This is a genomic window from Streptomyces sp. NPDC002701 (assembly GCF_042889045.1).
Classification (GTDB): Bacteria; Actinomycetota; Actinomycetes; order Streptomycetales; family Streptomycetaceae; genus Streptomyces.
In genome coordinates, this window is record NZ_JBIAQL010000003.1 from 268,646 (window position 1) to 282,110 (window position 13,465).

Below are 13,465 nucleotides of genomic sequence, written 5' to 3' on the forward strand. Positions count from 1 at the left end.
GATGCCCGGTCGGTGGCCCGATCGGCTCCGACCCGACAGCCCTCCTCACCCGTACGGCACAGTGCGTACGGCATCCGGAGGGACCCTCAGCGGTACGAACGCTCGAGCGTCGGCAGTGGTCCCTTGCCACCCGGCCCGCTCCCCAGGAGCGGTCGTCGTCCCCGGCACGGTCCCCGACACGACCCCCGCGCTCGCCTCGCACCGCGTACACAGAAGAGGCAGCACCCTGACTACTTTCCGAGACCTCGGGATCCTTCCCGAGACTGCCGAGGCCCTCGAGGCCGTCGGCATCACGAGTCCCTTCCCCATCCAGGAGATGACGCTCCCCGTCGCCCTCGCGGGCAACGACGTCATCGGCCAGGCCAAGACCGGCACCGGCAAGACGCTGGGCTTCGGCCTCCCGCTCCTCGAGCGCGTGACCGTCCCCGCGGACGTCGAGGCGGGCCGGGTGCAGCCCGAGCAGCTGACCGACGCCCCGCAGGCCCTCGTCGTCGTCCCGACACGCGAGCTGTGCACCCAGGTCACCAACGACCTGCTGACCGCGGGCAAGGTCCGTAACGTCCGCGTCCTCGCCATCTACGGCGGCCGGGCCTACGAGCCGCAGGTCGAGGCCCTCAAGAAGGGCATCGACGTCGTCGTCGGCACCCCGGGCCGGCTGCTGGACCTCGCGGGCCAGAAGAAGCTGAACCTCAAGCACGTGCGCGCCCTCGTCCTCGACGAGGCCGACGAGATGCTCGACCTGGGCTTCCTGCCCGACGTCGAGAAGATCATGAACATGCTGCCGGTCCGCCGTCAGACGATGCTGTTCTCGGCGACCATGCCGGGCGCGGTCATCGGTCTCGCGCGCCGCTACATGTCGCAGCCCACGCACATCCGCGCCTCGGAGCCCGACGACGTCGGCGCGACGGTCGCGAACACCAAGCAGCACATCTACCGCGCGCACAACATGGACAAGGCCGAGCTCGTCTCGCGGATACTGCAGGCCGACGGCCGCGGTCTCGCGATGGTCTTCTGCCGTACGAAGCGGACGGCGGCGGACCTCGCCGACCAGCTCCAGCAGCGCGGCTTCGCCTCCGGCGCGGTCCACGGCGACCTGGGCCAGGGCGCCCGCGAGCAGGCGCTGCGCGCGTTCCGCAACGGCAAGGTGGACGTGCTCGTCTGCACCGACGTGGCCGCGCGCGGCATCGACGTCGAGGGCGTCACGCACGTCATCAACTACCAGTCCCCCGAGGACGAGAAGACGTACCTGCACCGCATCGGCCGTACGGGCCGCGCGGGCGCCAAGGGCATCGCGATCACCCTCGTCGACTGGGACGACATCCCGCGCTGGCAGCTCATCAACAAGGCGCTGAACCTCGGCTTCAACGACCCGCCGGAGACGTACTCCACGTCCCCGCACCTCTTCGAGGAGCTGAACATCCCGGCGGGCACCAAGGGTGTCCTGCCGCGTGCCGAGCGCACCCGTGCCGGCCTGTCGGCCGAGGTCGTCGAGGACCTCGGGGAGACCGGCGGCCGTGGCGCGCGCGGTGGCCGGGGCGGCCGTCCCTCGGGACCGGCCCCCGTCGCCGACCGCGACCGTGACCGTGAGCGTTCGGCGCGCACGCCGCGCCGCCGCCGTCGTACGCGCAACGGCACGGCGCTCGACGCCGCGGAGCCGCAGACCGCTGTTCAGCCCACGGCTCAGTCCGCGTCCTCGCCGGAGGCGACCGCCGAGCCGGTCCCGGCCGCCGAGCCGCGCACCCCGCGCCGCCGTCGCCGTACGCGGGCCGGCAGCGGGTCGGAGGCCGCCGCGACCGCGGTCACGGCGTCCGAGGACACGACCGTCGAGGTCCCCGGGCCCGCCGCCGTACCGGCTGCCGAGCCGGTGGCCGACGCGGAGGCCAAGCCGCGCCGCCGTCGCACCCGCCGCACGGCGGAGGCCGCGCCGTCCGAGGCCGCCGTCGTCGAGGAGGCCCCCGCGGCCGAACCGGCCCAGGTGCCCGAGGCCGCCGAGGCCGTCGTCACCAAGCCGCGCCGCCGCACCCGCAAGGCCGCGACCGCCGAGACCGCTGAGACCGCGGTGGACACCGCCGAGGGCACGGCCGTCGAGGTGCCGGGAGCCGCGGAGGCGGCCGAGGCCGTCGAGACCAAGCCGCGCCGTCGCACCCGCAAGGCGGCCGAGGCCGCCGTGGAAGCCGTCGCGGACCCGGTCGAGGCCGTCGAGGCCAAGCCGCGCCGCACCCGTAAGGCCGCGTCCACGGCCGCCGCCGAGGCAGCCGTGGACACCGCCGAGGCCGCTGAGGCCAAGCCGCGCCGCAGGACCCGTAAGGCCGCCGCCGCGGTCGAGACGGCGGAGGCCGCTGAGACCGTCGAGGGCGGCGCGGTCGCCGAGGCCGGTATCCCGGCGCAGGCGACGGAGGAGCCCGAGGCCAAGCCGCGCCGCCGCACCCGCAAGGCCGCCGAGACGGTTCCCGCCGCCCCGGCCGCCGTGGCGGAGGAGGCGCCCGTCGCGGAGGCCAAGCCGCGTCGGCGTACGCGCAAGGCCGCCGAGACCGCGGTGGACACCGCCGAGGGGGCGACGGTCGAGGCTCCGTCGGCGACGGCCACCAAGCCGCGCCGCACCCGCAAGGCCGCCGCGCCCGCCGAAGGTGCGGAGAGTGCCGTCGACACCGCCGAGGCGGCCGAGACGAAGCCGCGCCGCCGCACCCGTAAGGTCGCGGTCGCCGAGGCAGACATCCCGGCCCAGGCCACGGAGGCTGCCACGGCGGACGGCGCCGAGGCTCCGGCCAAGCCGCGCCGCGCCCGCAAGACGGCCGCGAAGGCAGCCCCGGAGGCGGCCGAGGCCGCGCCGGAGGCCAAGCCGCGCCGCCGCGCACGCAAGACGGCCGCGTCCGCCGAGCCCGCGGAGAGCTGACGCCCCGTCCGACGGCCCGGTCCCCATGGCGGGGGCCGGGCCGTCGGCGTTCCCCGGCGCGGCAGGGTCGCGGCACGGCCGCGGCAGGGTCGTACTACCGCCCGGTATGCCTTCCGTGGGATTCCCCGGATAGCCTCCTCCTCATGAGCAGGCCCGCCACTTTCGTCCCGCCCTCCGGGTCCCGCGCGTACCGCCTCGGCACCGCGCGCGGTGAGTTCGCCGTGATCGACGCGGGCACCCCCGTGAAGGGGACCGCGCTGCTGCTGCCCGGGTTCACCGGCAGCAAGGAGGACTTCATCTCGCTGCACGAACCGCTGGCGGCGGCCGGGTACCGGACCGTCGCGGTGGACGGCCGCGGCCAGTACGAGTCACCCGGCCCGCCGGACGACGAAACGCCCTACGCGCAGGGCGAGCTGGCGCAGGACGTGCTCGCTCAGCTGGACGCGCTCGCCGACGGCTCCGAGGACCGTTTCCACCTGGTGGGCCATTCGTTCGGCGGACAGGTCGCCCGGGCGGCCGTCCTGCTGGCACCGGACCGTTTCCGGTCGCTCACGCTGGTGTCCTCCGGGCCCGCGGAGATCTCCCCCGGCCAGCAGCAGCGCGTGAAGCTGCTGCGGGACGCGCTCGCCGTGATGGACATGGCGCAGGTCTGGGAGGCGATGCGGGCGCTGGACGCCCCGGAGGACGCGCAGGGTGAGCTGGACGCCGGCCTCGACGACCAGCAGGACCTACGGCGGCGCTGGCTCGGCAACAGCCCGGCCCAGCTCATCGCCGCGGGGCGGCAGCTCTGCGAGGAACCCGACCGGGTGGCCGAGCTGGCGGCCCTGCGGCTGCCCGTGCACGTCCTGTCGGGCGAGAGCGACGACACCTGGCCTGTCCCGCTCCTCGACGACATGGCCGTACGCCTCGGGGCGCACCGCACGGTCGTGCACGGCGCCGAGCACTCGCCCAACGCCGACCGCCCCGAGCGGACGGCCGAGGCGCTGGCCGCTTTCTGGGACCGGGTGGGGTGAGAAAGGGCCGACCGCGAGGGCCGAGCGCGTCTCTTTGGATCGGCCCGGGTCCGCCCTGATCCAGAAGAAGCGCCTAGTACTGGCCTTGCAGGTGCTCCCAGAAACCCTCCCGCAGCGCCCGCCGCAGATCGGCCTGACCCCGCAGGGAGTACTGCAGCAGTCCCTCGGACTCCACGAGCAGTTCCTGGTCGACGGGACCGGGCAGATACGGGTGCCCCGGCAGCAGCTCCGCCAGCGACTCCCGCCCCCGCGCGCCGAGCCACTTCGCGGCGATCTGCGCCCCCACGAACCGCACGTCCTCCCGGGCGGGCCTGGTCACCGCCGACGTGTCGTACGCGGTACCGGTCCGCCGGGCCACGTACGGCTTGAAGAACTCCAGGTCGAAGGTGCGCTGGCTGTCGACCTCCCACAACAGCGGTTCCGCCTGGTTGCGGCCCTCCGGCGCCTCGATGCCCCACAGGTGGACCCGCGCCCCGTACCCCTGCGCCGCCTCGACCGCCGAGACCAGGTCCTCGTCACCGCCGATGAGCGCCGCGTCGCTGATGGCACGGTGCCGGGCCAGCGACTCCAGGTCGGACCGGATGAGGGAGTCGACGCCCTTCTGCTGGTTGTTGGCGTTGAGGTTGCCGAGCCGGACCTTGACGTCGGGCAGCTCGGCGATGGACTGCTGCTCCCCGGTGTGGATGCGGCGCCGGGCCCCGTCGTACCAGTAGACCCGCAGCAGCCTGCTGTCCGCGAAGATCGTGCGTGCCCGGTCGATGAGGGCGTCGATGAGTCCCTCGGCGTCCAGCTCGAAGGCCCGGCGGTCCTCCGTCCCGGCGACGAGCCGGCCCGCGGCCGCGTAGAGGTACCCGGCGTCGACGAAGATCGCATGGGTCGACGGCGTCTTCGCCACCTCGGCGAGCATGCGCTGGAGCAGCTCGTTCGTGCGGTCGACGCGCGCGCCCAGGGCGGCCAGGTCGTCGGGGGCCGCGAAGTCGTCAGTCATATGCGCCTCATTGTCGCAGGGCGTGACCGTCCGGACACGCCCGGCTTCCATTACCGGCAAGTAATTAGCCGTTCGAAAGTTTTCTTTAGCGTAGGGAATGTTCGTAACAAACATCCCGTTGACTCCCATGGGAACGCGGGAACCAGATGTCTCGCAGGCCCACTCACCAGTAGTTCTCCTTCAGGAGGATGACCAGACGAAGGGAGAAGCCCTTGCGCTTCGAAATCATGCGACTCGACGACGTCGACGGCACGCCCGTGGACAGCACCGTCGTGGACGCCGCCTCCGTCAACCGGATCGTTCAGCAGGCCGCCGCCATCGGGCAGCGCCTCTGGATCCGCCCGGCCGACGCCTCGGCCTCATAACAGCGGTCGTCGTTCGACAAGTTTCGGAACCCCCGCCGGCACGATGCCGGGCGGGGGTTCCGCGTTGCGGCGGGCGTCCGGACGGCCGGCCGGGCGTCCCGCTGAGCGGTCCGCTCAGCAGAGCGCCGGGCTCAGCTGCTCCGGACGACCTGGGTGACACCGTTGATGATCTGCTGCACGGCGATCGCTGAGAGCATCATGCCCGCGAGCCGCGTCACCAGGACGACGCCGCCGTCCTTGATGACCCGGATGATCAGCAGCGAGTACCGCATCACGATCCACAGCACGACGTGGATGGCGAGGATCGCCGTCCACACCGACACCTGGTGCGTCACGCTGTCGGCCTTCTGCACGGCCAGGATGACGGACACGATCGCGCCGGGACCGGCGAGCAGCGGCATGCCCAGCGGTACGAGGGCGACGTTGACGTCCTTGGTCTGCTTGGGCTCGTCCGTCTTGCCCGTGAGCAGGTCGAGCGCGATGAGCAGGAGCAGCAGTCCGCCCGCGATCATCAGCGCGGGGACGGACACGTGCAGGTAGTTCAGGATCTGGTGCCCGAGCAGTCCGAAGACGGTGATGACCCCGCCGGCCACGCAGACGGCCTGGAAGGCCATCCGCCGCTGCACCTTGACGGGCCGGCCCGAGGTGAGCGCGAGGAAGATCGGGGTGATCCCGGGGGGATCCATGATGACGAAGAGGGTGAGGAAGAGGGAGCCGAAGACGGCGAGGTCGAACATGGGCAGGTACGCCTTGCGGGGTGTTGGAGGGCGACACGGGGTATGGGTGGGTGTCGGGTCGTGGGGTGACTGCGGGTGCGTCGTGGCCGGCCGCGCAGTTCCCCGCGCCCTTTCGGGGCACGCCCGGAGGAGCAGCCGCTCTTTCGAGGCGCTGCGCCTGTGGAGCGCTACGCGTTCGTTGGGCCGCCCGCGCCCGGGACGGGGAACGCGCCCGTCGCGCGGCGCGTGATCTCGCCGTAGATCTCGGGGTCCGTGGTGAACTCGCCGAGTCCACACGTCTTGCGGCTGCCGTGGTAGTCGCTCGACCCGGTCGGCAGCAGCCCCAACTCGCCCGCGAGTCCGCGCAGTCGGGCGCGGGTGGCCGGGTCGTGGTCCATGTGGTCGACCTCGATCCCGTCGAGTCCGGCCGCGGCCAGTTCGGCGATCGCGGACTCCGGCACGGTCCGTCCCCGCTTGGCCGCGGCGGGATGCGCGAAGACGGTGACCCCGCCCGCGGCCTTGACCAGCCGGATCGCCTCGAAGGGGTCCGACTCGTGCTTCTGGATGTGCGCCCGGCCGCCGTCGGACAGCCACTCGGTCGTGAACGCGTCCGAGACAGTGGGCACGACACCCAGTTCGACGAGGGCGGTGGCGATGTGCGGCCGGCCCACGGACCCGCCGCCCGCGATCCGTGCCACCTGCTCCCACGTGATGGGCACACCCAGTTCCCGCAGCCTGCCGATCATGGCCTGGGCCCGCGGCACCCGGTCGTCGCGTACCAGCTCGCGCTCGCGCAGCAGGTCCGGCTCCTCGGGGTCGAAGAGGTACGCGAGCAGGTGCAGGCCGACGCCGTCGAGGCGGCAGGAGAGTTCGGCACCGGTGACGAGCGTCAGCCCGGCGGGCACGGCGGCGACGGCCTCGGCGTATCCGCGGGTGGTGTCGTGGTCGGTCAGCGCGACGACGTCGAGACCGGCAGCCGCCGCGTTCCGCACCAGCTCGGCAGGGGTGTCCGTACCGTCGGACGCCGTGGAGTGGCAGTGCAGATCGATGCGCACGACGCGAACTCCAGACACGGGCGGGACAGAGGGAACGGCCCAAGGATAACGGGACCGGGAACACCCCCTGTCACACCCACGACACCGACTCACCCCCTACGACCACTCCCCCGAGGAGGCATCGAGAACAGACGCCCCGTCAGGGGCGCGGGAAACCGCGCGCCCAAGCCCCACACGGCCCCGTCAGGGGCGCGGGAAACTACGCGCCCAAACCCCACACGGCCCCGTCAGGGGCGCGGGGAACTGCGCGACCAGCCACACACGACCCGCACCCGGCAGACCGCAGATCCCCCCTCACCCCACCCCCGACGACCGCCAAGTCGCCCACCGGGCACCCGCCCAACCGGCGGAGCCTACGGTTCCAGAATCCGAGGGGACAGCGCCCCACAGGGCAGCAGATCCACCTCCGCCCCCGCGTCCCGCAGATCCGTCAGCACCAGCTCGTCGTACATCATCAGCCCCGACTGCTCGGGCCACACGACGGCCCACAGCCACAGCCCGCGCGCCTCGCCCGCGAAGACGGCCCGGTCGTCGGGCGCCCCGGAGACGTGCCAGAGCGGCGTCGGCCGTCCCGCGGCCAGCACCTTCGCCTCGGCGGGCTTCTCCACGTCCAGGTACGGACCGGGGTCGGGCCCGTCGATGCCCGCGTACCGCGCGCCGAGGCCCACGCCCAGCTCCTCGGCGACGAGCATCAGCTCCCCCATACCGCCGAGCGGCCCGGGCCCCGAGCAGGCCACGGCCGTCGCGCGACCGCCACTGCGGTCGTCACCGGCGAACGCCGCACCCGTGAAGAGCCAGCCGACGGGCAGCGGCCACGGCATCCACACCGGCACGCGCGCACGGTGCACGACGACCCCGAGGGCTTCGACACTCGGCGGGATCACGGGCTGCAGCGGATGCACGATGCCGTCCACATCACACTGCCAGGAGTCGGCAAAGAGGCCGGGAGCCCTGACCCGGCCACCACACTTCGGGCAACTGGGTTCGCCCCTCATAAGGCACAACGGTCCTCCCCGTACTTCGCCGCGTCAAGGACGATCACCCGTCCGGCGCGCACCGGTCACCTCCTCGCCACGGCCCGGCATCGCACCGATATAGATGTAGCTTGCATTAATTAGCCGATCTAACTTATTATGTGCATACACCAACCATCTCTCCGTGGGCAGTGAAGGAGCGGGTATGAACAGCAGCACCGGAGGCCCCGCCGAAGGGGACACGTTCGACGCGGGAGCGACGAGTCTCCTGCGTCAGCCGAAGGCGGTCTGGGCGACCGCCGGGGCATCCGTCGTCGCCTTCATGGGCATCGGCCTCGTCGACCCGATCCTGCCGTCCATCGCCAAGGGCCTGGACGCCACCGCCGGCCAGGTCTCCCTGCTCTTCACCTCGTACTTCCTGATCACCGCCCTGGCGATGCTGGTCACGGGTTTCGTCTCCAGCCGCATCGGCGGCCGCCGCACCCTGCTCCTCGGCCTCGCGCTGGTCGTCGTCTTCGCCGGACTGTCCGGCACGTCCGGCTCGGTCGCCGAACTCGTCGGCTTCCGGGCGGGCTGGGGGCTCGGCAACGCCCTCTTCGTCTCCACCGCCCTCGCCGTCATCGTCGGCGCGGCGGCCGGCGGCAGCGCGGCGGCCATCCTGCTGTACGAGTCCGCCCTGGGCCTCGGCATGGCCTGCGGGCCGCTGGTGGGCGCGCTGCTCGGTGACGCCAGCTGGCGCTATCCGTTCTTCGGCACCGCGTTCCTGATGGCGATCGGGTTCCTGTGCATCACGGCGTTCCTGAAGGAGCAGCCGAAGCCCGCACGGAAGACGGGCCTGCTCGACCCGGTCAGGGCCCTCGGCCACGGCGGCCTCGCCTCGGTGGCGGCTTCGGCGTTCTTCTACAACTACACGTTCTTCACCGTGCTGGCCTTCACGCCGTTCGTGCTGAACATGACGCCGTACCGGTCGGGTGCGGTCTTCTTCGCCTGGGGTGTGCTGCTCGCGGTGTTCTCGGTGCTCGTGGCGCCGCGCATGCAGGCACGGTTCGGGTCGCTGAAGGTGCTCGGCGGTTCGCTGCTGCTGCTCGCGGCCGACGTGCTCGTCCTCGGGTACGGCAGCCACACCACGGCCGTCGTCTGCACGATCCTGTCCGGTGCGTTCATCGGGGTGAACAACACCGTCCACACGGAGCTCGCTCTCGGCGTGTCGGACGCACCGCGCCCGGTGGCGAGCGCCGGCTACAACTTCGTCCGCTGGTTCGCGGCGGCCGCCGCCCCCTTCTTCGCGCCGAGGATCGAGGAGTGGACCGACCTCCACGTGCCGTTCGTGGTCGCGGCGGTCACGGCGGCACTGGGCGCGCTGGTGGTCCTCGTACGACGTGACGCCCTCACGCACCGGGCGGAGAAGCTGGCGGAGCGGCACGCGGCCGAGGACGGCGTCACCGTCTTCGCGAACTGAGCCCCGGCGCGGGGCGGGCCGGAGCCGGCTCCGGTCAGTCCAGGGGCACGGACCTGCGGGCGGGGTCGCGCAGGTCCGTTCCGCTCGCCAGCCAGCGTTCCTGGAGGGCCCCCGCGCCGTGCACCCGCTTCCAGGCCGCCTCGTTCGGTGTCATGGGGAGCAGCGGCAGGAACCGTACGGGATCCAGGGGCGCGTCGAGTTCGAGGTCCTCCACCAGGCCGCCCGGCTCGGCGACCAGGACCGAGGTGAAGGGGGCGCCGGGCCACAGCGGCTCGCCCACGTCGAGCGAGGCGCCCGGGACCACGACCAGGCCCTCGACCTGCGGGGACGCCGCCAGTACGGCGAGGGGGCGGAGCACCTTGTCGGTGTCGGCGGCGCCTGCGCGCACCGAGAGGACCAGCTCGGCACGCGGGCCCGCGACCGGATCGGCGACGACCGCCGTGGGGTCCGACATCGGCTGGGCGGACATGCCGAGCGTGGCGTAGCGGACGATCCCCGTACCGGTGTCCGCCTCACCGGCGCCGCCGGCATCGGTGAGGCCGGTGAACCGGAGCACCTCGATGCGGTCGGTGCCGAGGAAGGTCACCGCGGCGCGCGCGTCCGGTTCACCCAGCGCGTTACGCAACCGGGCCTCCACCAGAGGAAGAACATCTGCCATGCGCCGAGCATAGAACTCGTCAGTAGCGGGCAAAGCGACGGCTTGACACTTCAGTCGGCTGATACTCTTGGCCGCTGGCCGGGGCAGCACGCAGAAGCGTCGCTCTCGAGTCCCGGCCCACGTCTCGACGCATGAGACTCCCCTACGGGGGATGGACCTCCCCTACGGGGGACCGGCCGGAGGAGGTGGGGCTCCATGGATCGAAGTCGACCAGGCAGTACCACCCGCTCTTCCGGCTGCTGAGTACCTCTCAGCTTCCCGAGCTCACGCTCTACTGGCTGCCACCTCTCGCGCTCGCGTCATGGCCGGTCCGGTGCACAACGGAAGAGCACTTCGTTTTTCCCTGATCTGTCTGAATTTTTCTGATCTGTATCAGTAGCGAAGCTGCCACCGTGACGGTGCGGTGCTCCCCGCTTTGTGGACGTGCCAAACATCCGAAGTCAGGACGTCCCCATTCCGGGTAGTTCCACCCGTCGTCGGCGGCCTTCGTTCGCGAAGGAGCCACCCATGTCGATGATCCACAACCTTCGTGCCGCGGTCCGCCCCTCGCTGCGCAAGGACGGCGGCGCGTACGACACCACCCGGGCGGCCGGGGAGAGTTCGGCCGTCGTGGACTGCGCGGTCTACCGCGACGGCGTCCGTCTCCCGTCCGACGACGGCCTCACGCCGCGGGCGGCGATCCGTCAGGCCCGGCGCGACGGCGGGTTCGCGTGGATCGGCCTGCACGAGCCCACCGAGGACGAATTCGCCGGTGTGGCCGCCGAGTTCGGGCTGCACCCGCTCGCCGTCGAGGACGCCGTCCACGCCCACCAGCGGCCCAAGCTGGAGCGGTACGACGACACCCTGTTCGCCGTCTTCAAGACCATCCACTACGTCGAGCACGACGAACTCACCGCCACCAGTGAGGTCGTGGAGACCGGCGAGGTGATGTGCTTCACCGGCCGGGACTTCTTCATCACCGTGCGGCACGGGGGGCAGGGCTCGCTGCGGGCGCTGCGGCACCGGCTGCAGGACGACCCGGAGCTGCTCGCCAAAGGGCCGTCCGCCGTGCTGCACTCCATCGCCGACCACGTCGTGGACGGCTACATCGCTGTCGCGGACGCCATGCAGGACGACATCGACGACGTCGAGACCGAGGTGTTCTCGCCGGGGCGCCGGGGCGGGGTGTCGCGAGGTGTCGACTCGGCGCGGATCTACCAACTCAAGCGTGAGGTGCTGGAGTTCAAGCGCGCCGTGTCGCCGCTGATGCGGCCCATGCAACTGCTGAGCGAGCGGCCGATGCGGCTGGTCGACCCCGACATCCAGAAGTACTTCCGCGATGTCGCCGACCACCTGGCACGGGTGCAGGAGCAGGTCGTCGGCTTCGACGAGCTGCTCAACTCCATCCTGCAGGCCAACCTCGCGCAGGCGTCCGTCGCGCAGAACGAGGACATGCGCAAGATCACGTCCTGGGCCGCGATCATCGCCGTGCCGACGATGGTGTGCGGGGTGTACGGCATGAACTTCGAGCACATGCCGGAGCTGCACTGGCGGTACGGATATCCCGTGATCATGGGGATCACGGTGGCGCTCTGCCTGGGCATCCACCGGACGCTGAAGCGCAACGGCTGGCTCTGAAGGGCCCGGCCGGGCCCCCGCGGGCCCGGCTAGGCTGGCTGCCATGACGGATCAGGCCAGCACCCCGAGCCGCTCCGCGGCGCCGCTTCTGATGGACCGTGCCCTCGTCGAGGAGGCCACCAAGAAGTCCGGGCTCATCTGGGTACGGGGAGCCGGTGTCCCGTCGCTGGACGCGCGGGGTCCCGGGGAGCCGGCCCGCCCGCTGTGGCACGTGTGGCACGAGGGGGCGGTGTGCGTGGTCGGGGACGGTCCCGGTGAGCAGCCGCTGGCCGGGCTCGTGGACGGCCGCGAGGCGGTGGTCACCGTCCGCAGCAAGGACAAGGGCGGGCGGCTCGTCTCCTGGTCCGCGACGGTGGTGGAGCTTGCGCCGGGGTCCGAGGCGTGGGGTGCGGCTGTCGGCGAGCTGAAGGGGAAGCGGCTGAACGCGCCCGACGGCGAGGCCATGACCGAGCGGTGGGAGCGGGAGTGCCGGGTCCTTCGGCTGGAGCCGACGGGGGTGACGGCTTCGTTGCCTGACGGGTCGTTGGCCGCGGTGCCTGTGCCTACGTCGGCGACCACGCGGGGGGCTGCGCCTGCGGGGGTGCCGCGGCTGCTTTTCCGACGCCGGCGCTGAGCGCTCCGCGCGGGGTTTTGGTCGGCCGTGGTGTGTGGTGGGCGGGGGCTGGTCGCGCAGTTCCCCGCGCCCCTGAAGACGGGGCTGCGCCCCGGTCTTCAGGCCGCGCCCTTTAGGGGCGCGGGGAACTGCGCGATCGGCCATGAGCGGCCCGCAGTTGTCGTGCGGGCCTTGCCCGGCGGGGCGGGGCCGGTGGGTCAGGAGGTGGGGAGTTGTTGGCCGTAGTCGACCGTCTCGTCCTTCTCCGGTTCGCGCAGAGCGAAGTCCCTGCCCCAGTCGGTCAGCCGGATCGTGCCCGCGTCCCCCGCACGGACCAGAAGGAGCGGATACGGCTTGCCCTCCAGGGAGACGTCGATCTGACCGCCCGCACCCTTGTCACTGGTGAGGCGAATCGTGCGGGTGCCGTTCAGCTCACGGCGTCCGTCGGTGTCCAGCTCGCCCTGCAGCGAGAGGAGCCCGTCCAGCAGGGCGTCCTTGTCGGTGAAGACGCTGAGCTGCTGATAGGCGGGATCCCCCTTGGGCACCTTCACGTACATACCCTCGAGCTTGCCCGCGGCGGCCGTGTCGGACGTACTGTCGTCGCTCTCGCCGTCCTGATGCGTCCAGAAGTCCGCGTCGGCCTTGATGAAGAGGTGCTCGTCCACCCGGAGCAGCCGGAACGTCACCCCCTTCGAGGTGACCGAGCCGGTACCGCCGTCCTTCTTGAGCTGCATGTCCAGCTTGTAGGTCCGCTTGTTGCTGACCACGGCCCCGGACAGCCGTACCGCCGGAGCGGCCTTCGCGGCCGACTGGGTCCTGCTCTGGATCTTGGCGGGGGAGAGTTTCCCGACCCCGTTGGTCCCCGCGTCCGGATCCTCACCGCCGCAACCCGACACCCCCGCGCCCGCCACGACCAGCGCGCACACGGCCCTCGCCAACGCGGCCTTACGGGTACGTCCCCGGCGAATCGCAGTCACAGGTGGCGCTGCCTCTCGTGCGGTTGTCCTCCACGGCGTACCGCAGCGTACCGGGGTCCGTCAGGCCACTCGCGGTCAGTCCTGGCGGACCGCTCACCAGGGCGTATCCGACCGGGACGGGCTAGCCTGAAGCCCACCCGAGCGGACATGCGGACCCA

12 protein-coding genes are annotated in these 13,465 nt (G+C 71.9%); 6 read left to right on the top strand and 6 right to left on the bottom strand.

Annotated elements, in window-relative coordinates; genetic code table 11:
• The first annotated feature begins 316 nt into the window (after positions 1-316).
• Complete coding sequence (locus ACFYXC_RS09620; protein WP_389548928.1) at positions 317-2,893, top strand: DEAD/DEAH box helicase; 2,577 nt, start codon at positions 317-319, stop codon at positions 2,891-2,893.
• Positions 2,894-3,036: 143 nt separating this feature from the next.
• Positions 3,037-3,906 carry an alpha/beta fold hydrolase gene (locus ACFYXC_RS09625; RefSeq protein WP_388922562.1) on the top strand — a complete coding sequence of 290 codons (870 nt, stop codon included), beginning with the start codon at positions 3,037-3,039 and terminating at the stop codon, positions 3,904-3,906.
• 73 nt (positions 3,907-3,979) lie between these two features.
• On the opposite strand, the gene ACFYXC_RS09630 is transcribed toward ACFYXC_RS09625, so the two are convergent.
• Positions 3,980-4,894 carry an NYN domain-containing protein gene (locus ACFYXC_RS09630; RefSeq protein WP_388922565.1) on the bottom strand — a complete coding sequence of 305 codons (915 nt, stop codon included), beginning with the start codon at positions 4,892-4,894 and terminating at the stop codon, positions 3,980-3,982.
• Positions 4,895-5,106: 212 nt separating this feature from the next.
• Here ACFYXC_RS09630 and ACFYXC_RS09635 point away from each other — a divergent pair, with 212 nt between their 5' ends.
• A complete protein-coding gene (locus ACFYXC_RS09635; protein ID WP_094103735.1) occupies positions 5,107-5,259 on the top strand; it encodes a hypothetical protein in 153 nt (50 codons plus the stop codon).
• Positions 5,260-5,390: 131 nt separating this feature from the next.
• On the opposite strand, the gene ACFYXC_RS09640 is transcribed toward ACFYXC_RS09635, so the two are convergent.
• The 3 genes from ACFYXC_RS09640 to ACFYXC_RS09650 form a co-directional block, all read right to left on the bottom strand.
• Positions 5,391-5,996: a MarC family protein gene (locus ACFYXC_RS09640; protein ID WP_388922568.1), complete on the bottom strand. Its 606-nt coding sequence runs from the start codon at positions 5,994-5,996 to the stop codon at positions 5,391-5,393.
• A 167-nt stretch (positions 5,997-6,163) separates the two neighbouring features.
• Positions 6,164-7,030, bottom strand: coding sequence for a PHP domain-containing protein (locus ACFYXC_RS09645; protein WP_389548932.1), 867 nt, complete (start codon positions 7,028-7,030; stop codon positions 6,164-6,166).
• 353 nt (positions 7,031-7,383) lie between these two features.
• Positions 7,384-8,025 carry a DUF6758 family protein gene (locus tag ACFYXC_RS09650; protein ID WP_389548935.1) on the bottom strand — a complete coding sequence of 214 codons (642 nt, stop codon included), beginning with the start codon at positions 8,023-8,025 and terminating at the stop codon, positions 7,384-7,386.
• A gap of 184 nt (positions 8,026-8,209) precedes the next feature.
• Between ACFYXC_RS09650 and ACFYXC_RS09655 the strand changes: the two genes are divergently transcribed.
• Positions 8,210-9,463 carry an MFS transporter gene (locus ACFYXC_RS09655; RefSeq protein ID WP_389548939.1) on the top strand — a complete coding sequence of 418 codons (1,254 nt, stop codon included), beginning with the start codon at positions 8,210-8,212 and terminating at the stop codon, positions 9,461-9,463.
• A 34-nt stretch (positions 9,464-9,497) separates the two neighbouring features.
• Here the strand turns inward: ACFYXC_RS09655 and ACFYXC_RS09660 are convergent, their stop codons facing one another.
• Positions 9,498-10,121: a suppressor of fused domain protein gene (locus ACFYXC_RS09660; RefSeq protein ID WP_389548942.1), complete on the bottom strand. Its 624-nt coding sequence runs from the start codon at positions 10,119-10,121 to the stop codon at positions 9,498-9,500.
• Positions 10,122-10,628: 507 nt separating this feature from the next.
• Between ACFYXC_RS09660 and ACFYXC_RS09665 the strand changes: the two genes are divergently transcribed.
• Positions 10,629-11,738 (top strand): magnesium and cobalt transport protein CorA, encoded by a 1,110-nt coding sequence (locus tag ACFYXC_RS09665; RefSeq protein WP_389548945.1) that lies wholly within the window; start codon positions 10,629-10,631, stop codon positions 11,736-11,738.
• Between the two features lie 43 nt (positions 11,739-11,781).
• Positions 11,782-12,351 carry a hypothetical protein gene (locus ACFYXC_RS09670; RefSeq protein ID WP_388922586.1) on the top strand — a complete coding sequence of 190 codons (570 nt, stop codon included), beginning with the start codon at positions 11,782-11,784 and terminating at the stop codon, positions 12,349-12,351.
• Positions 12,352-12,548: 197 nt separating this feature from the next.
• Here ACFYXC_RS09670 and ACFYXC_RS09675 read toward each other — a convergent pair whose 3' ends face one another.
• Positions 12,549-13,307: a hypothetical protein gene (locus ACFYXC_RS09675; RefSeq protein WP_389548948.1), complete on the bottom strand. Its 759-nt coding sequence runs from the start codon at positions 13,305-13,307 to the stop codon at positions 12,549-12,551.
• Between the last annotated feature and the right edge of the window lie 158 nt (positions 13,308-13,465).